This is a genomic window from Ornithinimicrobium pulveris (assembly GCF_050261105.1).
In the GTDB taxonomy this organism is placed as follows: domain Bacteria; phylum Actinomycetota; class Actinomycetes; order Actinomycetales; family Dermatophilaceae; genus Ornithinicoccus.
The window spans coordinates 2,268,010-2,290,205 of record NZ_CP189837.1 but is presented as its reverse complement, the minus strand read 5'-3'; the positions used below and the strand labels follow the sequence as shown (position 1 = coordinate 2,290,205).

General features: G+C 69.7%; 23 protein-coding genes. 17 read left to right on the top strand and 6 right to left on the bottom strand.

Annotated features, from left to right (window positions below):
• The gene (locus tag ACQBAT_RS10710; protein WP_420746614.1) at positions 1–1,272 is read right to left on the bottom strand and encodes an aspartate kinase; all 1,272 of its coding nucleotides are present in this window, start codon (positions 1,270–1,272) and stop codon (positions 1–3) included.
• Positions 1,273–1,602: 330 nt separating this feature from the next.
• On the opposite strand from ACQBAT_RS10710, the gene recA reads away from it, so the two are divergent.
• Positions 1,603–2,691 carry a recombinase RecA gene (recA, locus tag ACQBAT_RS10705; RefSeq protein ID WP_420746628.1) on the top strand — a complete coding sequence of 363 codons (1,089 nt, stop codon included), beginning with the start codon at positions 1,603–1,605 and terminating at the stop codon, positions 2,689–2,691.
• Positions 2,691–3,290, top strand: a complete 600-nt coding sequence (locus tag ACQBAT_RS10700) for a regulatory protein RecX (protein WP_420746613.1) — start codon at positions 2,691–2,693, stop codon at positions 3,288–3,290. The genes recA and ACQBAT_RS10700 overlap by 1 nt, the downstream gene beginning before the upstream one ends.
• Before the next feature lie 15 nt (positions 3,291–3,305).
• Here ACQBAT_RS10700 and ACQBAT_RS10695 read toward each other — a convergent pair whose 3' ends face one another.
• Positions 3,306–3,704, bottom strand: coding sequence for a DUF5709 domain-containing protein (locus ACQBAT_RS10695; protein ID WP_420746612.1), 399 nt, complete (start codon positions 3,702–3,704; stop codon positions 3,306–3,308).
• A 108-nt stretch (positions 3,705–3,812) separates the two neighbouring features.
• Here ACQBAT_RS10695 and ACQBAT_RS10690 point away from each other — a divergent pair, with 108 nt between their 5' ends.
• From ACQBAT_RS10690 to ACQBAT_RS10680, 3 genes are all read left to right on the top strand, one after another.
• Positions 3,813–4,565, top strand: coding sequence for a TSUP family transporter (locus ACQBAT_RS10690; RefSeq protein WP_420746611.1), 753 nt, complete (start codon positions 3,813–3,815; stop codon positions 4,563–4,565).
• Between the two features lie 69 nt (positions 4,566–4,634).
• Positions 4,635–6,164 carry a tRNA (N6-isopentenyl adenosine(37)-C2)-methylthiotransferase MiaB gene (gene miaB, locus ACQBAT_RS10685; RefSeq protein ID WP_420746610.1) on the top strand — a complete coding sequence of 510 codons (1,530 nt, stop codon included), beginning with the start codon at positions 4,635–4,637 and terminating at the stop codon, positions 6,162–6,164.
• Between the two features lie 11 nt (positions 6,165–6,175).
• Positions 6,176–6,826 (top strand): hypothetical protein, encoded by a 651-nt coding sequence (locus ACQBAT_RS10680; RefSeq protein ID WP_420746609.1) that lies wholly within the window; start codon positions 6,176–6,178, stop codon positions 6,824–6,826.
• Positions 6,827–6,835: 9 nt separating this feature from the next.
• Here ACQBAT_RS10680 and ACQBAT_RS10675 read toward each other — a convergent pair whose 3' ends face one another.
• On the bottom strand, positions 6,836–8,161 hold the full coding sequence (locus tag ACQBAT_RS10675; RefSeq protein ID WP_420746608.1) for a hypothetical protein: 1,326 nt from the start codon (positions 8,159–8,161) through the stop codon (positions 6,836–6,838).
• A gap of 105 nt (positions 8,162–8,266) precedes the next feature.
• Here ACQBAT_RS10675 and ACQBAT_RS10670 point away from each other — a divergent pair, with 105 nt between their 5' ends.
• Positions 8,267–8,827, top strand: a complete 561-nt coding sequence (locus tag ACQBAT_RS10670) for an adenylate kinase (RefSeq protein WP_420746607.1) — start codon at positions 8,267–8,269, stop codon at positions 8,825–8,827.
• On the opposite strand, the gene ACQBAT_RS10665 is transcribed toward ACQBAT_RS10670, so the two are convergent.
• Positions 8,824–9,336 (bottom strand): PGPGW domain-containing protein, encoded by a 513-nt coding sequence (locus ACQBAT_RS10665; protein ID WP_420746606.1) that lies wholly within the window; start codon positions 9,334–9,336, stop codon positions 8,824–8,826. The genes ACQBAT_RS10670 and ACQBAT_RS10665 overlap by 4 nt on opposite strands.
• 100 nt (positions 9,337–9,436) lie before the next feature.
• Here ACQBAT_RS10665 and ACQBAT_RS10660 point away from each other — a divergent pair, with 100 nt between their 5' ends.
• Both ACQBAT_RS10660 and ACQBAT_RS10655 read left to right on the top strand, forming a co-directional pair.
• The gene (locus ACQBAT_RS10660) at positions 9,437–10,090 is read left to right on the top strand and encodes a GNAT family N-acetyltransferase (RefSeq protein WP_420746605.1); all 654 of its coding nucleotides are present in this window, start codon (positions 9,437–9,439) and stop codon (positions 10,088–10,090) included.
• Entirely contained in the window at positions 10,087–10,503 is a 417-nt protein-coding gene (locus ACQBAT_RS10655; RefSeq protein WP_420746604.1) for a hypothetical protein, read from the top strand. Before ACQBAT_RS10660 ends, ACQBAT_RS10655 begins: the two co-directional genes overlap by 4 nt.
• Here ACQBAT_RS10655 and ACQBAT_RS10650 read toward each other — a convergent pair.
• Positions 10,475–14,311 carry an FtsK/SpoIIIE domain-containing protein gene (locus tag ACQBAT_RS10650; protein ID WP_420746603.1) on the bottom strand — a complete coding sequence of 1,279 codons (3,837 nt, stop codon included), beginning with the start codon at positions 14,309–14,311 and terminating at the stop codon, positions 10,475–10,477. The two genes, ACQBAT_RS10655 and ACQBAT_RS10650, sit on opposite strands and share 29 nt — an antisense overlap.
• A gap of 213 nt (positions 14,312–14,524) precedes the next feature.
• Between ACQBAT_RS10650 and ACQBAT_RS10645 the strand changes: the two genes are divergently transcribed.
• From ACQBAT_RS10645 to ACQBAT_RS10605, 9 genes are all read left to right on the top strand, one after another.
• Positions 14,525–15,760, top strand: a complete 1,236-nt coding sequence (locus ACQBAT_RS10645; protein WP_420746602.1) for a CpaF family protein — start codon at positions 14,525–14,527, stop codon at positions 15,758–15,760.
• Entirely contained in the window at positions 15,760–16,629 is an 870-nt protein-coding gene (locus ACQBAT_RS10640; RefSeq protein WP_420746601.1) for a type II secretion system F family protein, read from the top strand. The genes ACQBAT_RS10645 and ACQBAT_RS10640 overlap by 1 nt, the downstream gene beginning before the upstream one ends.
• Complete coding sequence (locus tag ACQBAT_RS10635) at positions 16,626–17,558, top strand: type II secretion system F family protein (protein ID WP_420746600.1); 933 nt, start codon at positions 16,626–16,628, stop codon at positions 17,556–17,558. The genes ACQBAT_RS10640 and ACQBAT_RS10635 overlap by 4 nt, the downstream gene beginning before the upstream one ends.
• A gap of 107 nt (positions 17,559–17,665) precedes the next feature.
• A complete protein-coding gene (locus ACQBAT_RS10630) occupies positions 17,666–17,878 on the top strand; it encodes a hypothetical protein (protein WP_420746627.1) in 213 nt (70 codons plus the stop codon).
• Positions 17,879–17,969: 91 nt separating this feature from the next.
• Complete coding sequence (locus ACQBAT_RS10625) at positions 17,970–18,305, top strand: pilus assembly protein (RefSeq protein WP_427197682.1); 336 nt, start codon at positions 17,970–17,972, stop codon at positions 18,303–18,305.
• Positions 18,306–18,328: 23 nt separating this feature from the next.
• Positions 18,329–18,736, top strand: a complete 408-nt coding sequence (locus tag ACQBAT_RS10620; RefSeq protein ID WP_420746598.1) for a pilus assembly protein — start codon at positions 18,329–18,331, stop codon at positions 18,734–18,736.
• Positions 18,733–19,242 (top strand): pilus assembly protein TadG-related protein, encoded by a 510-nt coding sequence (locus ACQBAT_RS10615; protein ID WP_420746597.1) that lies wholly within the window; start codon positions 18,733–18,735, stop codon positions 19,240–19,242. The genes ACQBAT_RS10620 and ACQBAT_RS10615 overlap by 4 nt, the downstream gene beginning before the upstream one ends.
• Before the next feature lie 10 nt (positions 19,243–19,252).
• A complete protein-coding gene (locus ACQBAT_RS10610) occupies positions 19,253–19,912 on the top strand; it encodes an HAD family hydrolase (RefSeq protein ID WP_420746596.1) in 660 nt (219 codons plus the stop codon).
• 146 nt (positions 19,913–20,058) lie between these two features.
• Positions 20,059–21,588 (top strand): nitronate monooxygenase, encoded by a 1,530-nt coding sequence (locus tag ACQBAT_RS10605; RefSeq protein WP_420746595.1) that lies wholly within the window; start codon positions 20,059–20,061, stop codon positions 21,586–21,588.
• 21 nt (positions 21,589–21,609) lie between these two features.
• On the opposite strand, the gene ACQBAT_RS10600 is transcribed toward ACQBAT_RS10605, so the two are convergent.
• The gene (locus ACQBAT_RS10600; RefSeq protein WP_420746594.1) at positions 21,610–22,152 is read right to left on the bottom strand and encodes a DinB family protein; all 543 of its coding nucleotides are present in this window, start codon (positions 22,150–22,152) and stop codon (positions 21,610–21,612) included.
• Between the last annotated feature and the right edge of the window lie 44 nt (positions 22,153–22,196).

Below are 22,196 nucleotides of genomic sequence, written 5' to 3'. Positions count from 1 at the left end.
TCACCGCCCCGTCCCGCCGTAGACCACGGCTTCTTCCTCGGCGTCCAGCTCGAAGGCGGTGTGCACCGCACGCACGGCGCGATCCAGATCAGCCTGGTCGCAGATCACCGAGATCCGGATCTCGGAGGTGCTGATCATCTCGATGTTGACGCCAGCGTCGGCCAGGGCGGAGAACAGGTCACCGGCAACCGAGGGGTTGGACCGCATACCGGCGCCAACGAGCGACAGCTTGCCGACGTGGCTGGTGTAGAGGACGTCCTGGAAGCCCATGCTCTCCTGCAGCTCCCGCACGGCCGAGACCGCGGTCTGCCCGTCGACCTCGGGGAGCGTGAAAGACAGGTCGGAGGTGTCCGCCTGGGAGGTCGACACGTTCTGCACGATCATGTCGATCGAGACCCCGGCTCGTGCCACGGCCTGGACCACCGCCGCGGCGGCGCCCGGACGGTCCGGGATGCCGACGGCGGTGACCTTGCCGAGGGTGCGGTCGTGGGCGATACCGGAGATGAGCGGCTCTTCCATGGTGTCCTCCGTAAGGGGTCGGCCAACGATGATCCAGGTGCCCTCCTTGTCCGAGAAGGAGCTGCGCACGTGGAGGGGGACGGAGAAGCGGCGGGCGTACTCGACCGCGCGCAGGTGCAGGATCTTGGCGCCGTGCGCCGCCATCTCGAGAGTCTCCTCGATGGTCAGGCGGGTGACGCGGCGAGCGGCGGGGACGATGCGGGGGTCCGCGGTGTAGAGGCCGTCGACGTCGGTGTAGATCTCGCAGACGTCGGCGTCGAGCGCGGCGGCCAGGGCGACCGCGGTGGTGTCCGAGCCGCCACGGCCCAGGGTGGTGATGTCGTCGTCGGTGGAGATGCCCTGGAAGCCCGCGACGATGGCGACAGCGCCGTCGTCGAGCGTCTGCCGGACGCGAGCCGGCTGGACCTCGAGCAGGCGCGCTCGGCCGTGGGCGGTGTCGGTCCGCATCCCGGCCATGGCGCCGGTGAAACTCTTCGCCGCCACTCCTTGGCCCTGGATGGCCATCGCCAGCAGCGCCATCGAGATGCGCTCGCCGGCCGACAGCAGCATGTCCATCTCGCGCTCGGGAGCGGTCCCGAGGGAGATCTGGTCGGCCAGATCCAGCAGGTCGTCGGTGGTGTCGCCCATGGCGGACACGACGACGGCGATCTGGTTGCCGGCGCGGTGCGCGGCGACGACGCGCTGGGCGACGCGTTGCATCGCCTCGGCGTCAGCGACGGACGAGCCGCCGAACTTCATCACGAGCAGGGCCATGGTTTTCCTGGTGGTATGACGTGGGTGCAGGTTGGACGGCGGCGTCCGGTCCCCGGGGGATTGGGTGGAGTCTACGGGGCGGGCGATGGGCCTCGGCGACACGCCGGGGGAGTCGTGCCGGATCTCGTACACGTTTTCGATTACGGTTGTCCACATGGTGCCGTGGTCGGCGCCCGGGATCCACAGTCTGTCTGCGTGGGGTCGGGTCTGTCGGTGGTGGCACCTAGCGTCTGATCGGGACACGGTCGAAGGTAGGCGCGCCCCACCACGAGAGCGATGAAGGAGCAGGACATGGCGACGAAGTCAGCAACGCCGAGCAGGACCGCAGGCATGAATGCGGGCACGAACGGAGCCGGTGGCAACAACGACCGCCAGCGGGCCCTGGACACGGTGATGGCCCAGATCGAGAAGCAGCACGGCAAGGGCTCCGTGATGCGCCTGGGCGATGAGAACCGGCCGCCCATCCAGATCATCCCCACCGGGGCGATCGCCCTGGACGTGGCGCTCGGGGTCGGCGGCCTGCCGCGCGGCCGCGTGGTGGAGATCTACGGCCCGGAGAGCAGCGGTAAGACCACTGTCGCCCTGCACGCGGTGGCCAACGCGCAGAAGAACGGCGGGATCGCCGCCTTCATCGACGCCGAGCACGCGCTCGACCCGGAGTACGCCAAGAAGCTCGGCGTCGACACCGACGCCCTGCTGGTCAGCCAGCCGGACACCGGTGAGCAGGCGCTGGAGATCGCCGACATGCTGATCCGCTCCGGCGCTCTGGACATCATCGTCATCGACTCGGTCGCGGCCCTGGTGCCGCGGGCGGAGATCGAGGGCGAGATGGGCGACAGCCACGTGGGTCTGCAGGCCCGGTTGATGAGCCAGGCGCTGCGCAAGATCACCGGTGCGCTCAGCAGCACCGGCACGACCGCGATCTTCATCAACCAGCTGCGCGAGAAGATCGGCGTGATGTTCGGCTCGCCCGAGACCACCACCGGTGGCAAGGCGCTGAAGTTCTACGCCTCGGTGCGCATCGACGTGCGCCGGATCGAGACGCTCAAGGATGGCACCGACGCGGTCGGCAACCGGACCCGCGCCAAGATCGTCAAGAACAAGGTCTCCCCGCCGTTCAAGCAGGCCGAGTTCGACATCCTCTACGGCCAGGGCATCTCCCGAGAAGGTGGCCTGATCGACATGGGCGTGGAGCATGGCTTCGTGCGCAAGTCGGGAGCGTGGTACACCTACGAGGGCGACCAGATGGGTCAGGGCAAAGAGAACGCCCGCCAGTTCCTCAAGGACAACCCGGACCTGGCCGACGAGATCGACCACAAGATCAAGAGCAAGCTGGGCATCGGCGTGCGTCCCGAGGCTGCTGACGACCTCCCGGCCGGGGTGGACCCGGTCACTGGTGAGGTCCCGGTCGACTTCTGATGGACCCCGACCCCCGCGGGGGCGACCGGCTCTTAGCAGCCCGCGAGGCGTTGGCGGCGGCTGAGTCCGCCGCCAGCGCCTCCGGGCTCCGGCCGGCCGCACCCGAGCAGAGCGAGCCCGACCCGCACGCGATCGCCCGCAAGATCGTGCTGCGTCAACTGGCGATGGGTCCCCGGACCCGGCGACAACTCGAGGACAGGTTGCGCGACCGCGGGTGTGAGCCGCAGGTGGCAGCCCGGGTGCTGGATCGGATGGGCGAGGTTGGCTTGGTGGACGACGAGGCCTATGCCGAGATGTTCGTCCGCTCCAAGCAGGAGACCAAGGGCCTGGCCGCCGGTGCGCTGCGGCACGAGCTGCGCGCCAAGGGACTGTCCGACGAGGTCGTGGATGCAGCCCTGGAGGAGATCGACCCCGAGCACGAGAAGGAGCAGGCGAGAGCGCTCGTGGCGCGTCGGCTACGGACCATGCGGGGCCTGGATCGGGACGTGCAGACCCGGCGGCTGGCCGCCTTCCTGGCCAGGAAGGGCTACGGGCCAGGAGTTGCCTACCAGGTGGTGCGCGAGGCCCTGGACGAGCTGCCTGAGCATCTGCGGGACTGACTGCGCCGGCTCAGGTCAGCTGTCGGTGAGCTCGGACTCGTCGACGTAGTGCATCGCCGACTCCTCCGGTGAATCCCAACTGGTGGCCTGCCCCTCGCGAGCGACCAACCTGGCCTCGCGGTCGGGATAGCGACCCTCGTCAGGGGCAATGATCCGGCCCGGGTGCTCCTGCGCCGCTGCCGCATCGTCGTAGGCGGCGTAGGGGTCACGCACCTCCTGCCGCAGGCGCTGGTCAATCGTCTCGGCGCCATCGGAGTAGGCGGAGGACCAGCGGTACTGGTCGCCCACCCGATAGCCGCGGTCCAGCGGGTCCCGGGAGTCCTCGTCCAGGGTGTCGGAAGGATCGAGCTGATCCTCCTCGTCCACGCTGTACACCCCGAGGCCGTCGCTGATCATGTCGCGATCTTCGGACATCGTCGTCGCTCCTTCGCTGACGGGGATGATGCCTTTCACTCTAGTCCGCGCGGGAGGCCAGCGGCGGTCCGGCGGGCGTGACCCCGGCCACGTGCGAAGGTGGGACCCGTGAGCGTCGGGGTCGCGGTGGTCGTGGTCGTGGCGGTGCTGCTCGGCACCGCGCTCCAACGGGTCGCCGGGATGGGTCTGGGGCTGGTGGCAGCCCCGCTGCTCTCGATCGTGCTGGGACCGCTGGCGGGCGTGACGATGAGCAATGTCGCCGCAGCGACGGCGGCGGTGGCGCTGATGATCATCCTGCGAGCGGACATCGACTGGCACCGGTTCGCCGGGGTTGCGCCCCTGCTGATCGTGGGCTCAGCGGTCGGAGCGTGGGTCGTCCGGGTGGTCGACACCGGTGTGCTCGACGTGGTCCTCGGGGCCAGTGTCCTCATCGCGATCGCGGCAGCGCTAGGTCTGCAGCGTCACCTCAATGTGACGGGCAGACTTCCGGCGGTGACGTCCGGAGCGGTGGCGGGCTTCATGAACACCACCGCTGGGGTCGCTGCTCCGGCGATGACCGTCTACGCCGTTGCTTCCCGCTGGGATCAGCGCTCGATGGCGGCCACCCTGCAGCCCGTCTTCCTGCTCGCCAACCTCGCCTCGATCCTGACCAAGGCGATCGCCGGGGCCACCCCTGCTCCCGGTGTGGTGCCGTGGTGGGGCTGGGTGGTCGCCGTCGCCGGTGTGCCGCTCGGCATCGCCCTCGGCACGGTCCTTGCCCGACGTGTCGACCTGAGCACGGCGCGCACGGTGGCCATCGTGGTGGCCACCGCCGGGGGAGTGGTGGCCCTCATCCGCGGACTCGTCAGCCTCCTCGCCTGAGCGACTGAGGGTATGGCCCCCTCGCGTGATGCGGCCGCACGCGCCCCACGCCGTATCCTGGAACGCGCGATGATCACCAAGACCTATGACGTGCGCACCCACGGGTGCCAGATGAACGTGCACGACTCCGAGCGCCTGGCGGGCCTCCTCGAGACCGCTGGCTATGTCGACCTGACCTCGCTGCCCGCCGGTGACCGGCCGGAGGTCGCCGACGTCGTCGTCTTCAACACCTGCGCGGTCCGTGAGAACGCCGCCAACAAGCTCTACGGCAACCTCGGTCAGCTGCGCCCTGCCAAGCTCGCGAACCCGGACCTGCAGATCGCGGTCGGTGGCTGCCTGGCCCAGAAGGACCGCTCCACCATCGTCGAGCGCGCTCCGTGGGTGGACGTCGTCTTCGGCACCCACAACGTCGGCTCGCTGCCTGCTCTGCTCGACCGGGCGCGGCACAACAAGCGCGCCGAGGTCGAGATCCTCGAGGCCCTGGAGACCTTCCCCAGCACCCTGCCCACCCGGCGGGATTCGGCATACAGCGGCTGGGTGTCGATCTCGGTCGGCTGCAACAACACCTGCACCTTCTGCATCGTCCCGGCGCTGCGCGGCAAGGAGAAGGACCGGCGTCCCGGTGAGATCCTCGCCGAGATCGAGGCGCTCGTCGCCCAGGGCGTCGTGGAGATCACCCTGCTCGGCCAGAACGTGAACACCTACGGCGTCGAGTTCGGCGACCGCCTCGCCTTCGGCAAGCTGCTGCGCGCCTGCGGGGAGGTCGAGGGCCTGGAGCGGGTCCGGTTCACCAGCCCGCACCCCGCGGCGTTCACCGACGACGTCATCACCGCCATGGCGGAGACGCACAACGTGATGCCGAGCCTGCACATGCCTCTGCAGTCCGGCTCGGACCGCATTCTGAAGTCGATGCGCCGCTCCTACCGCAGCGAGAAGTTCCTCGGGATCCTGGACCGGGTCCGCGAGCAGATACCCGACGCCGCGATCACGACCGACATCATCGTCGGCTTCCCGGGGGAGACCGAGGAGGACTTCCAGGGCACACTCGACGTCGTCCGCGCCAGCCGCTTCTCCAGCGCGTTCACCTTCCAGTACTCGATCCGCCCCGGCACCCCCGCGGCCGAGATGGACGGGCAGGTGCCCAAGGAGGTCGTCCAGGACCGTTTCGATCGGCTCATCGAGGTGCAGGAGGAGGTCTCCTGGGCCGGCAACCGCGAGCTGGAGGGTCGGGAGGTCGAGGTGCTCGTCGCGCCGGGCGAGGGGCGCAAGGACGCCGAGACCGAGCGGCTGTCCGGCCGCGCCCGCGACAACCGGCTGGTGCACTTCGCCGTGCCGGAGGGTGCCGACCGGCCCCGGCCGGGCGACGCGGTCACGGTCGAGGTCACGTATGGCGCCCCCCACCACCTCATCGCCGACTCCGGTGTCCAAGGTGGCGCGTATGCCGTGCGCCGCACCCGCGGTGGCGACGCCTGGGCGGCGCTCCAGGAGGGCGCGACCCCGGGGGCGACGAAGAAGCCCGCGGTGAGCCTCGGCATACCCACCATCGGGGCCCCACCGCAGCGCGAGTCGACGGCGCCGCCCTGTGCGGTCCTCGACTGAGCGTCGCGCCGATGAGTGTGCGGGGGGTCCGGGGCAGGATGGGAGTGCTCTTCGTCGTGCTGCTGGTGGCGATCATGGTCGGAGTCGTGATCTTCGTGACCGGCATCGTGCGGGACATGCGGTCTCCGAGCGGCCTGCGCACTTTCGCAGAACAGATCGATGAGGTCCCCGGTGTCGTCGACGTCCACTGGGAGTCCACCTCACCGGGCAGCGGTGTCTCGCCCAGGGCGGGGCGGCCCATCGACTCGACCTTGGTCCTCGCTCCCGAGGTGCTCGGTGATCCTGAGCCGACGGCCCAGGCGCTGTCCACGATCCTGTTTCACACCTCGACCTGGCGGGTTGAGGGACAGGAGTCCGAGCTCAACGTCCGGCTGGCCCAGCCGGATGCCCGGATCACGACGTGGTGGCTGAGCTCGGTGGACGCGCTCACGCGCGCTGAACCCGGGTCGGCCTTGGACTGCACCGCCAGTGCCGGTGGACTCGAGTGCACGGTGCGGAACGCTTCTCCCGAGCGAGCGGCCGAGGCGTTGTCGGAGATCGACGCGACCGGGTTGGCGGCCTGGCTGGAGCGTGCGCCGACTGGTGTCTCACCGGTCGAGGGCTTCTCGTTGACGCTCGGTGAGCGCGTGGTCACCGACCCTCGCGAGCTCGCGGGGGGATGAGGGCCGCCGTCAGCGGTGGCAGACGTCGGCCACCACCCGGGGACGCTGCCCTGCGGAGGGGGCGTCGAAGTACTCCGCCGCGACGAGCTCACCGTTGACGGTGGTGTGGACGTACTCGCCACCCAGCCGGAACATGTTGGCGGGGCCAAAGCTCCACTGGCCGCCTACGGTCTGCTCGGCGGTCGTGGTGTCCATCTGGACCTGCAGGATCTCGGCCTCCTGGTGCAGAAGGTTCTGAAAGGGATCGTTCGATGCAGTGTCGGCCGGGCCGCCCCACATCACGTCCCACGGCTTGCCGATGCCGGCGTAGTTCATGTCGGCGCTGCCCATCCAGGCCTCGACCGTGGCGCGGTTGTCGTCGGTGACCTGGAGTGTCGTGGTGGTGATCGTGACCGAGTCGCCGCCAAAGGAGGCATCGCCCCCCACGCCCACACCATTGCTGTGCGAGCCGCTGCCGCCCAGGTGGCCAGAGCCACCGAACTGACCGGTCTGCACAAGCTGGATCTGGGTGATCTGGCCGTTCGCGTCGCGGGTGATCGCGACCGCGCCCCCGCGCTCGCCGCCCAGCTCTGCACCGCCGGACAAGCTGTCGATGCCGCCGCCGACCTCGCCCGCAATGGTGGTCAGCGTGGTCGTCGTACCGTCGGCGTGCGTGATCGTCTCGTAGCTGTGCCCACCGGCGAAGTCAAAGTTGGCCCCGACCCCGTCAACATCGACGCTGCCCACCGGGATGGCCAGGCCAGCGTCGGCGGAGAACGTGACCTCGCCGCCCCAGGTGACCGACTCGGACAACAACTGACCGCCGTCGCCGCGGCTGTCCAGCAAGGCCTGGGCCTCCTCGAGGGTGGCCGCGTGGTAGGTCGCGGTCGTGCCGCGGCTGCCGCTGATGCCAGCCTCGATCCCGGCGCCGACGCCGGGTTGCCCCTCAGGGCCGGTGCGGATGTTCGGGTTGACGCTGACGCCGCCCTCGACCTCGCCGCTGATCGCGACTTCGAACCGCGTGGTCCCGTCGGCGAGCTGGATCTCCTGGACGCTGCCGGTCCGCCCACCACCGAGATCGACGAAAACGATGTTGACCCCGCCCTCGTGCGTCTCACTGCTCGTGGAGACGGTGCACTCCCGAGGCGCGAAGGAGATCGGCTGACCAGAACCCCCGGGTCCGCCGCAGTCCCCGCCCATCTCAGAAGTGACGCGGCAGATCGCGCGATCCATCGCATCCCTGACCTGTGTCCCCCAGCCACCAGCGCCCACCAGCAGACCGCCGATGAGAAGCACGGCCACGATGACCACGCCCAGATATTCGAGCGTGCTCGCTCCCCGTTCCCGCACCCGCATGACGTCCCTTCGTGAACCCGTTTGAGCCACGCTAGGAGCGGATTTCGCTCAGGACGTGGGCCTCAGGGCCCTACTTGGGGGGCCTAGGGCAGGCATGATGGCGGGATGCCACGCGCCACCATCACAGACGTCCGAGGGGCGCAGCGCATCCTGTTCTACGGCGTCACCGGGTCTGGCAAGTCCACCGCGGCGACCCGCGCCGGGAAGGTGCTGGGGTTACCCGTCCACCTGGTCGATGACGAGATCGGGTGGCTGCCTGGGTGGCAGGAGCGGGACCGTGCCGAGCAACGCGAGCTGGCGACCGCGCTCGCCGCGCAGCCGGCCTGGGTGCTGGACTCGGCCTACGGCCACTGGTCGGACGTGGTGCTTCCCAGAGCGCAGGTCATGGTGGCGTTGGACTACCCCCGCTGGCTCAGCCTCGCCCGGCTCATCCGGCGGACCGCTCACCGCTGGGTGGACCGGACCCCCATCTGCAACGGCAATATCGAGAACGCCCGCCAGATCTTCTCGAAGGACTCGATCCTGATCTGGCACTTCCGCTCCTACCGCAAGAAGACCGACCGGATCCGGGCCGCGCAGAGCCAGCCCCACGGCATACCGGTCCTGCGCCTGACGCACCCGCGGCAGCTGGAGACGCTGCTCAGCGACCTCGCGAGCCATCCCTAGACGCGCTCGGCCCGCCGGGCCGCCACCTCGGCCCGGTGCGCCTCCTCCAGCCGGTCCACCTCGGCGACCGCGTCAGGTCGCCCGTAGAACCGGCGGACCGAGTACACCAGCAGCCCCAGCGCGATCAGGCTGGAACCCACCAGAGTCCAGCCGACCGCCGGACCGCCGAACAGCCACCAGGCATCACGCAGCGGCCACCAGGTCGGGGTGGGCGGGTCGAGCAGCCAGAAGATCCCGGTCGCCGTCATCGTCAGCGCGGCGCAGGCGGACAGCACAATCCGCAACGGCGTCTGGACGCCCTCGGCGGCGCCGCGCAGCGCCTTGATCCGCACCGGCGCCATGAGGTTGCGCGCCCAGAGATACTGCGTCGACAAGATCGCCAACCCGCAGAACGTCAGCAGCAGCCCGGGGCCGGGCAGAAAGAGCGCGACGATGCCGACAGCGAGCACCGTCCACCCGAGGACCTCGAGGACGATGCGCTTGGCTGCCCCTGCGGCTAGGTCGCGCATCCGCACACTGTAGGTCCACTCGCTGAGTCGTGCGATCCTGCTCCGCGTGCGCTCGCGCCCACCGCTTCCACACCCGCGGCCTCTCTTTAGGATGAGCGGCATGTCCTATGCCGAGCCGGTCAGTCTGGCGGGTGACCTCGTCACCCTGCGTGTGCTGGAGCTGCGGGACGTCGAGGGGGCTGAGGCGGCGGCCGCGGATGGTCGGCTGTGGGAATCCCGCGTCACCACCGTGCCGGAGCCGGGGCGGATGGCGGCCGAGATCGAGCGCCGCCTCGAGCTGCATGCGGCGGGGAAGATGCTGCCCTTCGTGGTGTGCAGCGCGGGTGACGGACAGATCGCTGGGATGACGACATACATGAACATCGACGAGCCGAACAGGCGCCTGGAGATCGGGTCGACGTGGTTGGCCGCGTCGGCGCAGGGGACCGGGGTCAACGCCGAGGCGAAGTTGCTGCTGCTGGGACATGCCTTCGAGGCGTTGGGGTGCCAGGCGGTGGAGCTGCGCACCCACAGCCAGAACGCCCAGTCCCGCGCCGCGATCGAGCGGCTCGGGGCACGTTTGGACGGTGTCCTCCGCAAGCACATGGTGATGCCGGATGGCAGCGTGCGGGACACGGCGGTGTACTCGATCTTGGACGCCGAGTGGCCGCACGTCCGCGAGGGATTGCGTCAGCGACTGGCAGGGCGGGCAGGCCGAGCGCAGGCGGCTGACGGTGCCGGGCGTGTCGATCGGGCCGCGGGGGTGGGCGCGTGAGCGAGGAGCAGGAGCCGCGCCGTAACGCGACGATCGACCCCACCCCGAGCGAACTGCTGGCCGGCCGGGTGGCCGCCACCGTGGTCGCCTTGCAGGCGCTGGTCATCGCCGGGTTCGCCGTCTTCTATCTCTATGAGCTGGCGATCGGCGAAGGCACCGACCCGATGATCATCGTGATGTCTGTCGTCACGATGGTCGTCTTCGTGATCGGTTTGTCCTACACCGCCAAGGGACTCCTGGAGCGGCACCCTCGAGCTCAGGCGCCGGCGATCGCCTTCAACTTCCTGATGGTGCCGCTGGGCATCGCGCTCTTCCAGTTCGCCCCGTGGTGGGTAGCCGCGTTGGTGCTCGTCGGGGGCATGACGGCGATCGGCTCGACCTTCCTCATGGGTCGGCTGGAGGGTCGTCCCTGACCACCTGGATTCGGGTGCACCGGCCGCGTTCCACCAGCACGCCGCGACCCGGGACCTTGCTGTCGCCCACGGGCAGACGCGCTCCCAGGCATAGCCCGTCCTGAGGCGAGGATGGCTGCAGGACAACCCCGGTGCGCTGGCGGGTCAACCACGGCACCAGTCCCTGGAACTGGTTGGCGCACGCGTCCAGGTCCCCACCCGCCAGGACCCGACCCCCCGTCGTGCGCGCCCAAGAGAGGATCAGCTCGTCGGCCGGTGTGCCGGCCAGGAGGTGGACGTCGTCGACGATCACCGTGCCGGTGTGGTGCTGGAGCAGGTCCGGGAGTTCTGCTGCGAGCAGGCGTTCCGGCGTCATTGTGAGAAGGCTCGGGGACGAGCCCTGAAGAGCCGGCGCGGATCCCCGAGCATGTGACGAGGAACCCTCTGTGGTGGCCGCAGCGATCTGGTGGAGGGCCGTGCTCACCCCTGAGCGCGGTGGGCCGAGGACGATCAACGATCCGGGCGGTGGAGGCAGTTGCTCGGCGTCGTCCCCACCGACCGCCCAGCCCGAGCCGGAAACCTCAAGAGGCAGAGCCGCGACGGCTTGAGGTGCGCCCTGCTCATGCGGCGATCGGGTGTGCCAGTGCTCGTCCCTGTGCCCGGTCTGGTCGTCCAGCACAACCTGGGCGACCACGCCGTCTCGGGGACGCACGAGCCGGCCAGGGGGTGGGTCGACGGGGATCTGGTTCGGCCGCAGGCCGGCGAGCAGCAGATCGGTCTGGTCGTGCAGGTGCAGCGCCCACACGTCGGGCAGGTGCGCTGCCGGCTTACCCACCAGGAGGGACCGGTCGCCGGTGACGATGCAGTAGACGTCGGCTCCAGCGCCTTCTCTCAGCATCCGCAGGGCCAGGTCGATGCCCCGTCCACCCTCTAGTCCTTCGTAGTCCTCGATCCAGCGGTCCCACCCGTCGAGCAGCACCACGACAGGGGTGCGTTCGCGATGCGACTGGGCCCGTCGCCGGTCTATCTCTGCATTGATCACCTCCAGCACCCGTAGCCCGTGGGCTCGTTGGTCGGGCCCTACTCTCGCCCTGACGCGTGAGCATGTCGCCCATCCGTCCAGTCCCCCGCCAGGGTCCAGAAGGTAGAGCCAGCAGGACCCTTCGGCGGTCAAGGCGGAGCGAGCCAGGGCCTGAGCGGCCGTGGTCCGCCCCGTCGCCGCGGCACCCACGATGGCGATGTGGGAAGCGGCCTGCCACCTCAGCAGCTCGGTGCGCTGCCGCTCCGGGCGATCGGCGAGGGCCCACGCGTCATGGGTCGAGGCCGAAGCACTCTGCTGAGGGTGGGTCGCAAGCTCACGCGGGGTCACGGTGTTGGGCAGCGCGGGAACCCAGACCGGCCTGGCGGACTCATGTCTGGCTTCGGCGGCCGCGCCGAGAATCTCAGGAAGATCGGCCAGACCACTCTCGCCGCGCGCGATGAGCTCAGGAGCGTTGATGGTCGCCCAGGCGGACCACAGATCAGGAGCCCGGCGGATCGTCCACCGGGACCGAGCGTCGGGTCGTGCGTGCGGAGCCGGGTCACTGGGCTGGGGAGCAGCCGGGGCTACCTGGATCCGGCGGATGGGTGAGGAGCCGGTGCGCATGAGAGCTAGCCCTGGCCGATCTTCGGGGAGCTGGGCAGCGTCGGTGCACTCGATCACGTCGAGGCTGTCGGCCTGGTCCCTCACCCGGAGAGCGATGCGCAGGTTGACGTTGGCGCGCAGGTCGGCGCTGACGACACCGGCTGGTCGCTGGGTCGCCAGCACGAGGTGGAGCCCGAGGCTCCTGCCCACGGCGGCGAGCCGCACCATGCCGTCCAGGAAGTCCGGAATCTCCTCGGCGATCACTCGAAACTCGTCCACCACGATGACGAGGCGCGGAAGATCCGGTCCGGTGTACTCGCGCAGGTCACGGACTCCCGCGTCGGCCAGAACCCGTTCGCGACGCTTGAGCTCGGCGCGGAGCGAGATGAGGACGCGTTCGCCCAGGTGCGCGTCAAGGTCGGTGACAAGACCGCTGGAGTGGGGCAACCGATCGCACTCCGCCAGCGAGGCGCCACCCTTGTAGTCGATGAGAAGCAGGCAGAGCTGTCGGGGACTGTTCCGCAGCGCCAGACTCGTGATCAGGGTGCGCAGGAGTTCGGACTTCCCTGATCCGGTCGTGCCCGCGACGAGGGCATGGGGGCCGTCCCGTTGGAGGTCGAGGTAGGCCGTGCAGCCCCCGGAATCGGTGCCCACAGGCACTCGGAGGTCGGCAGCCCCCTCGTGCCACGTGACGAGGTCGGGGTCCTGCGGCCAGGTGGTCAACCGGCCGAGGGTGGGCGCTTCCGCAGCCGCTGTGGTGGAGCCGTCGCTGAGCGAGGCCAGCCTGCGAGCGAGGGATCGCGCTACCTCCAGGGACATCAGGGTCGGGACGAACGGGACATCTGGCTGGCCGGGGTGCTGGAGCAGGCCGTTGCGGGCGTCGAGCAGCAGGATGCGGGTGCCTTCCTGAGGGGCGTCCCGCGGATCATCGACCAGGACGAGGTCCTGGCCCCACCGGAGTGAGTATTCGCATGTCGGATCCTCCGGCGCCGTGGCCGGGTGGGTGTGCGGTAGCCAGGCCAGCACGTCCCACGCCGATGGTGGCTCCCGGGAGTCGATGGCAACACCGAAGCGTGACGGTGGGTGTCTGGTGCACGCCTGGAGCAACCAGGACCGTACTGCGGCATCCCGGAGGTGGGGTCGGCCGATGATGGCGATGGGCTGGTCCAGGGACATCGGCAGAGGTGCCTCCGCGAGTGGGAGTGGTTGTCCGTCAACGGTGACGTTCGACAAGGCGGTGTGCTCGCCGACCACCACCTCGACGGGGCCGGACCCAACGGTCCACAACTCCACCGTGGGCTCTGGTAGCAGCGATCTGAGCACGCCGACGACCCCCGGATGGAGGCGTCGGCGGTGCGCCGACTCGGTCAGGAGGGCAACCCGGATGGCCTCGTCCATCTCGGCGCTTCTGTGGTGATGCTCGCGGAGCGCGGCCCGATGCTCTTTCAACGCCGCTTTCCGGTCGCCGAGGTACTGGCCGAGGACCATGGCCGGACCCAGCAGTCCGAAGAGCATGATCCAGGGCATCCGGAGCACGAGCGCCACCGCGGTGGCGATCACCAAGGGCAGCACCCAGGCCAGCGCACTGGGCGAGCGCACCGCCCGGCGGCCCGGGAGGCTGGGTCGGGTGAAGGTGACGGCGGCAACGTCTGGAACCGGGCGTGACCACGGGGTGACGACCTGTCTCCCGCACCGGACGGTGCTGGCCAGTGGTGGAACGGGTTCGGTCAGCAGCTCGAGTCGGGAAGAGCCGACCCGCAGATTCGACTCCGCAGCCAGTTGCGTGGATGCGGTCGGCTGCTGGTTCATGACGAGCCCATTGGTGGAGGCGAGGTCGTCCACGACGATCGCTTCTCTCGCCAGCCGTAGGCGCAGATGGCAGCGCGAGATGCTCGGGTCCTCGATCTGCAGCTCGCAGGCCCGGCTCCGGCCCACGCTGACCGTCCGTCCGGGCTCGAGGACCACGGACCCTCCGGCGTCCGGCCCGGCGGCGATCGCGACCCGCACCCCTGGTGACGGTCTCGCTGTCGCGGGCTCGGCGAGGTTCAGCCCGTGCAGCAGGGGAACCTTCCCCGATGGAATGGCTAGACCCTCACCTTCCAGCCCGAGCCGAGCGGCCAACTGCGAGGTCGGCGAACCGTCCGGCGCCTGCACCACGTAGGTGTCGCGGTGTCGGTCGTCATACCTGGTCACGATGATCTCCACCCGAACATCGTGCGGGGGCTAGTCCTGCCAGTGCCTGGGTTATCCACAGCGTGGCCTGAAGGGGTGCCCGATGGCCGCGTTGTCCACAGATTCGGTTCTGACTTGGTCAGGACTTGGTCAAGACTCTTTACAGTCGGGTCCAGGTTTGCTGCCATGGGGTGGCGTGGCACCTCCGCAACCGGAGCAGTGCCGATCCTGGGGAGGGACGACAACGTGCAGGCAACCGCCTTACAGCTGATCGAGGACGACGTCCGTGAGCTGATTCGGCAACGGCGCCTCGACCCTGCCCAGGATGCGCTGTCAGTGCGGGCGCTGATCGGTGAGGTCCTCGACGACTACGAAGACCGTGGACTCTCTGGTCAGCACCGCCCTCTGCGTGATCGAGACGAGACCCAGCGGGTGCTGATGGAGTCGGTCGCCGGCTACGGACCGCTCCAGCCGTATCTTGACGATCCCACCGTTGAGGAGTTGTGGATCAACGAGCCTGGCAAGGTTTTCGTCGCACGACACGGTCGTCCGGAGCTGACACCGACCTTCATGACCGAGCAGCAGGTCCAGGACCTCGTCGAGCGCATGCTGCGCAGCTCCGGGCGCCGGGTCGACCTGAGCAGTCCCTTCGTCGATGCCTCCCTGCCCGACGGCAGCCGGCTGCACGTCGTGATCCCTGACATCACCCGTCGCCACTGGGCCGTGAATATCCGCAAGTTCGTGGTGGCCGCCGACGACCTCGCCGATCTGGTGCGGATGGGCAGCCTGCCCGCGGACGCGGCGCGCTTCCTGGAAGCGGCCGTCGTGAGCGGCCTGAACATCCTCGTCGCGGGTGGCACGCAGGCGGGCAAAACTACCCTGCTCAACTGTCTGGCAGCGGCGATCCCGGCGCACGAGCGTGTCGTCACCTGCGAAGAGGTCTTCGAGCTCAAGGTGAACCTCCGCGACGTCGCCGCGATGCAGTGCCGGCAGCCCAGCCTGGAGGGCACGGGCGAGATCCCGCTGCGGCGCCTGGTCAAGGAAGCCCTCCGGATGCGCCCTGGACGCATCATCGTCGGCGAGGTCCGACAGGCGGAATCACTCGACCTGCTGATCGCCCTCAACAGTGGCTTGCCTGGCATGTGCACCCTCCACGCGAACAGCGCCCGCGAGGCCGTGACCAAGATGTGCACGCTACCGCTGCTGGCGGGTAGCAATGTCTCCGCCAGTTTCGTCGTCCCGACCGTTGCGTCGTCTGTGGACGTGGTGGTCCACCTGGGTCTGGAGGCCGACGGCTCGCGACGGGTTCGCGAGATCGTGGCGCTGCCAGGTCGCGTGGAGGGCGACGTGGTGGAGATCGCCGAGCTCTACCGGCGGGAGCCCGGTGGGGACCAGGTTGTCCGTGCCGATGGCTTCCCGCCGCATGTCGATCGCTTCGCTCGAGCCGGGTATGACGTTGCGGACCTGTTGAGGGCCCGCTGATGGAGGGCGCGCTGTGGGGCTTGACTCTGGGGTTAGGCCTGGCCTGTATCTGGTGGTCGTGCTGGCCCAGGGAAAGCAGCACGCCCTCGCGGATGGGTCGACGCCGCATGATCGAGCGGCTGGCGGACGAGATCACCCTGGCGGGCCTGAAGAGCATCGGCCCCTGGACCGTGCTGGGGATGTCCGCCGGGCTGGGGGCGATCGTCCTGGTCCTCGGCCTCGCGATCACCAGGGTCCTCCCGATCAGCCTCTGCTTCGCGGTGATGGGCGCCTGGACGCCGGTGGCGGTGATCCGCGCCCGTGCCCGGAAGCGTCGCACTCGGCTGAGGGACGTGTGGCCCGAGGTGGTCGACCACGTTCACTCCGCGGTGCGCGCCGGGCTCGCACTCCCGGAGGCGCTGGTGCAGTTGGGGGACCGAGGGCCAGAGAGCCTGCGTCCGCAGTTTGTCGAGTTCGGGCACGACTATCGCGCGACCGGCCGCTTCTCGGACTCCCTCGACCGCCTCAAGGATCGACTCGCGGATCCGGTCTCGGATCGGCTGGTGGAAGCGCTGCGGCTGGCGCGCGACGTCGGCGGCACCGACCTAGGGCGTGTCCTGTCGACGCTGTCCACCTTCCTTCGTGCGGACGCACGTGCCCGTGCAGAGCTTGAGGCGCGCCAGTCGTGGACGGTGAACGCCGCCCGGTTGGCCATGGTCGCGCCGTGGGCCGTGCTGGCCATGCTGGCCACTCGAGGGAGCACGCTCACCGCCTACAGCACACCCACCGGAGTCGGGATCCTGATGGTGGGGGGAGCGCTGACGATCGTGGCCTACCGGCTGATGATCGTGATCGGGCGGCTGCCGGAGGAACGGCGGGTGCTGCGATGACCACGGCGCACTGGTGGGGAGCAGTGCTGGGAGCGCTGTTGGCCGGCGGGATCATCATGGCGCTCGCAGGCGTGCCGAGCGCGCGCCGCATCGACCTGAACGACCGGATTGCGCCCTACCTCGATCGGCCTCTTGGCCGCAGCCGGCTGCTGGACCTGCACGATCCCAGGACCCACCGGCCCTCCGACATCCTGGGGCCGCTTGCCCGGCGAGCAGCCCACCGCTTGGACAGGGTCCTCGGCGGCACGGACTCGGTGCGGACCAGGCTGCAACGGGCCGGGCTGCCGGCCGACGTCGAGGGTTTCCGGATCCAACAGGTGCTGTGGGGCTTGGGTGCCACCGTTCTCGTGGCTTCACTTGGGTCCCTCCTGTGGTGGGCCCGGGGGGCGAGCCTGGCTGCGGTCGGCATCGTCGCCACCTGCGCTTTCCTCGGGGGAGTGCTCGGCCGGGACTGGCTGCTGAGCCGCGCTGCGGAGCGACGCGAGCGATTGATCCTGGCTGAGTTTCCGGCCATGGCCGAGCTGCTCGCCCTCTCGGTGACGGCGGGCGAGGGCGCCGTCCAGGCGCTTGATCGCGTCTCGCGACTGTCGTCGGGAGAGTTGGCGAGCGAGCTCGACCTGTGCCTGGCCCACGCCCGGACCGGCGCCTCCCTGCCTGAGGCGCTCGAAGGGCTGAGCACCCGCACCGGGCTTGCCCCCATCACCCGATTCGCGGACGGTCTCGTCGTCGCGCTGCAGCGCGGCACTCCACTCGGAGACGTCCTTCGCGCCCAGGCTGCTGATGCCAGGGAAGCTGCCCGCCAATCCTTGATCGAGGAAGGTGGCAAGCGCGAGATCGGAATGATGGTCCCGGTCGTGCTCCTGGTCCTGCCGGTCACCGTCCTGTTCGCTGTCTTTCCGGGGGTGGGAATGCTTCGCATCGCCCTGTGACCCACGCCGTCGACGTCAAACCACCGACACCGAACCACCAACCCCGAAGCAACAGAACCGAACGACCACATCTGTCACGACGACATCTGACTGAGGAGAACGAGATGATGCGCCGATTCACCCTGACCCACAGCCGACGAACCCCTGGCGGCCTCTCGGCGCGCTACCGCGCCTGGGCGCGCCAGCCCGAGCGCGGCGACGTTCCCGGATGGGTCCTGATCACGATCATGACCGCGGGTCTGGTCGCAGCACTCTGGCTGGTGGCGGAGCCGCTGCTGACGGGGTTGTTCACGGACGCGGTCAACCGCGTTGGCGGCTGACGGCCGCCGTGGAGCCTGCCCAGGAGTGCGGTGCCGAGCGCGCTCCTGGTGCCGTGATCGTGACTCCGGCGCGGCGGTCTCGGAGTTCGCCATGCTTGCCGGGCTCGTGAGTCTGGTGCTGCTGGCGGCGATGCAGCTGGCCTTTGCGCTGCACCTGCACAACACGGCGACGGCCCATGTCGTCGAGGGCGCCCGGCACGGAGCCCGCGCAGATCTGGGTCCCGAGCAGGGAGCAGCCAGGGCGCGCGAGCTGCTGAGCGCCAGCCTGCCGGGGGGTGACGCCGCCGCAGTGTCGGCGACGCGCACGAGCGTGGGTGGTGTCCAGATCGTCGAGGTCAGCGCCAGCCTCCGACTGCCCGTCGTCGGGCCGTTCGGACCTGCGGACGCGATGACGGTCACCGGGCAGGCCTACGCAGAGGACCAGTGATGACATCGATGGAGCGGGGGAGCATGACGGTGGAAGCCGCCTTCCTCCTCGTCCTGCTCGTGGTGCCACTCTTCTACCTGGTGGCCACGCTCGGCACGGTGCAGGCCGGTGCCTACGCAGCTTCTGCAGCGGCCCGGGAGGCGGGGCGAGGGTTCGTCACGGCCCAGGATCTGGCGGATGCACCCCTCCGCGCCCACGCCGCGGCGGGCTTGGTCCTCAACGCCCACGGCGTGGACCAGGAGGCGAGCTCGCTCGTCCTCACCTGCACCCAGGACCCGTGCCTGACTCCCGGTAGCGACGTCGTCGTCGAGAGTTCGGTCACTGTCGTGCTCCCACTCATCCCAGACTTCGCGCGCCATGCGGTGCCCTCCGCAGTCACCCTGAGTGCCCGGCACGTCGAACCGGTCGACGAGTTCCGGGAGGGAGGGTGAGTCCACCACGGGCCCTCATCCGGCGTCTTGCGGTGCGGCAGGCCGAGCGACAGCAGTCCGAGCGCAGCACGGAGGGCGGACAGATCAGCATCCTGATGATCGGAATGGTCGCGATCGTCCTGATGATCGTGCTTTCCATCGTGAGCGTCACCTCGATCCAGCTCAGCCGGATTCACCTTCTCGATGCGGCGGACGCGGCCGCTCTGGACGCCAGCGACGCGCTGGCCATGGAGCAGGCGTATGCCGGTGGGCTGGGCGGGGGAGTGCTGCTCTCCGACGAGACGGTCGGCGCAGCGGCCACCGATCACCTCGCTCGCCGGACGTTGCCGGAGCGCCTGCAGGGCTGGGCCATCGCCCCGGGTACCGGTTCGCCCGACGGTCGCACCGCCACCGTGGTGGTCACCGGGACCGCACGGGTGCCGATCCTCAGCCCCTTGCTCTCGGCCTTTGGGTCCGGGGTCACCATCACGGTGACCTCCAGTGCCCGCAGCGACCTGGATCCGTGAGGATGGAGCCATGCGCGATATCACCACCGAGGTCTTCGAGGCAGTCCTGTTCGACAACGACGGCACGCTGGTCGACTCCAGCGCCGTCGTCGTCCGCACCTGGAGGGCATGGGCCGACCATTACGACGTGCCCTACGAACGGTTCGTCGGCTTCCACGGGGTGCCCAGCCGCGGAATCGTCCAGATGGTCGCCCCGCACCTGGACGTCGATGACGCCACCGCCCACATCGACCGGCTGGAGCTGGAGGACCAGGAAGGCATCGTGGTCCTGCCCGGCGCCATCGAGGCGATCGCTGCCCTCGACGGGCGGGCTGCCGTCGTCACCTCCGCCGGTGCCGAACTGGCCGCTCGCCGGCTCGCGGCCGCCGGGGTCACCCCGCCTGCCGTGGTGGTGAGCGCCGACGACATCCCGCGGGGCAAGGGCAAGCCGGACCCCGAGCCCTATCTCGCCGGTGCGCGGCAGCTCGGCGTCGACCCCGCGAAGTGCCTGGTGGTCGAGGACGCCCCAGCGGGGCTCAAGGCGGGGAGGGCAGCGGGGGCGGCGACGCTGGCCGTCACCACCACGAGTTCGCGCGACGAGCTGGAGCCGCTGGCCGACCTGGTGGTGGAGGACCTCGCCCAGGTGCGCTTCGAGGTGACCGACGAAGGCGTTCGGGTGCACCGAGCCTGAGGCCGACGCGCGGAAACGCGCAACGTGGGATCGCTCACGATCGGGCGGCGCAGGGCGACAGCGTCCGATACTTACGATACCGTAACCTACGCGACCGAAACCTACGTTTTCGTAGGTTCCCCGATCCCGAAGGTGTCCCACTCCGTATGGCTGCAGTCACCACCTTGCCCCCGCACGCTCCGCTGACCCATGCCCAGAGCCCGCGAGAGCGAGAACGACCCCGCCCCACGGTCATCCAGGGCGGCATGGGGGTCGCGGTCTCCGGGTGGCGGCTGGCGCGGGAGGTCTCCCGCTCAGGTCATCTCGGTGTCGTCTCCGGCACAGCGATGGACGCGGTCATCTCGCGGGTGCTGCAGGACGGCGACCCTGGCGGGCACTACCGCCGCGCACTGGAGCACTTCCCGTGCCAGGAGATGGCGCAGCGCGTGCTGGACAAGTACTTCATCGAGGGCGGCCGTGAGCCCGGCACGCCCTACAAGCCGATCCCCAAGCTGACCCTGAGCACCGCCCGCGCCGGGCAGGAGTTGGGCGTCGTCGGCAACTTCGCCGAGGTCTGGCTCGCCCGCGAGGGGCTGGATCAGCACGGTGGCGGGGGAGCGGTCGGCATCAACTGCCTGGAGAAGGTCCAGATGGCCACCCCGACCGCGCTCTTCGGCGCGATGCTGGCCGGGGTCGACTACGTGCTCATGGGCGCCGGCATCCCGCGCGAGATCCCCGCGCTGCTGCGCGCGCTCGCGGCCGGTGAGGTCGGTCGGATCAGCGCCGACGTGGCCGGTGGAAAGCTGCGCCGCTACATCGAGGTCGACCCGGTGGACCTGCTCGGCGACGACCTGCCCCAGCTCGTGCGCCCCGACTTCCTGGCGATCGTCTCGGTCGATCAGCTCGCGTCCTACCTGCACCGCGACCCCGAGATCCGTCCCGACGGCTTCGTGGTCGAGCGTCCGCCGGCGGGCGGCCACTCGGCACCGCCCCGCGGCAAGATGCAGCTCGATGAGCAGGGCGAGCCGGTCTATGGCGATCGAGACGAGGCCAACCTGGAGAAGATGGTCGCCCTCGGGCTGCCGTTCTGGATGGCCGGTGCCTACTCCACCCCGCACCTGGTCGCCGAGGCGATCGCCGCCGGTGCTGTCGGTGTCCAGGTCGGCACTCTCTTCGCGCTCTCCCTCGACTCCGGCCTGGCCGATGAGCCCCGTGCCCAGATGCTGGAGCAGCTGCGCACCGGCGAGCTCAGTGTCCGCAACGACCCGCGGGCCAGCCCCACCGGCTTCCCGTTCAAGGTGGCCACCATGGAGGGCACGGCCAGCCAGGTCGAGGTCTACGAGGCCCGCCCGCGGCTGTGCGACCTGTCCTACCTGCGCCAGCCCTACGAGCGGGAGGACGGTGAGGTCGGCTACCGCTGCGCCTCCGAGCCGGTGCATATGTACCTCAAGAAGGGCGGCACCCTGGAGGAGACCGAGGGCCGCAAGTGTCTGTGCAACGGGCTGATGGCCAATATCGGCCTGGGTCAGGAGCGCAAGGACGGCTATGCCGAGGACACCCTGATCACCCTGGGCCAGGACCTCACCGGCGCCACCGAGTTGATCGGTCGCCACCCTGAGGGTTGGACCGCGGTCCAGGCGGTCAGCTACCTGCTGGAGGCCGTGCCCGGAGTCCGCGGGTTGGTCGCCAGCGGCTGAGGCACAGTCCCCACGGTTCGGCTACTCGCCGGTCTGCCCGTCCACCTGCTCGCGCAGCAGGTCGGCGTGCCCGTTGTGCCGGGCGTACTCCTCGATCATGTGGGTCAGCACCCACCGCAGCGAGACCTGCTCCCGCCCGCCCCACGCGGGCGAGGTCGCGCCCAGGTCGTCCAGTCGGCCCGCGACGATCGCCCGCGACCGCTCCAGGGAGGCCGCCCACAGGGCGCGCAACTCCTCCCCGGTGTCCTCCCGCGCGGAGTGCCAGTCCCAGTCGCCGTCGGCCTCCCAGTCCACCGACGCCCACGGCTCGACGTCCACCTGGCCGCCCACCACCTCGGCGAACCAGTAGTCCTCCACGTAGGCGAGGTGCTTGAGCAGGCCAGCAAGCGACATACCGGACGGGTGGCCGGTCAGCGAAGCCCGCAGAGCCTCGTCGTCGAGTCCCTCCGTCTTCCACGCCAGGGTCGCGCGCTGGAAGTCGAGGAAGCCGAGCAGCGTGCCCGCCTCGTCGGCGGCGAAGGGGGGCTCGGGGCGGCCCTGGTCATCCAGGTGAGGATCGGTCATGAGAGGACCGTATGCCGGGTGCCGCACCGGCGCGAGGGGGTTTC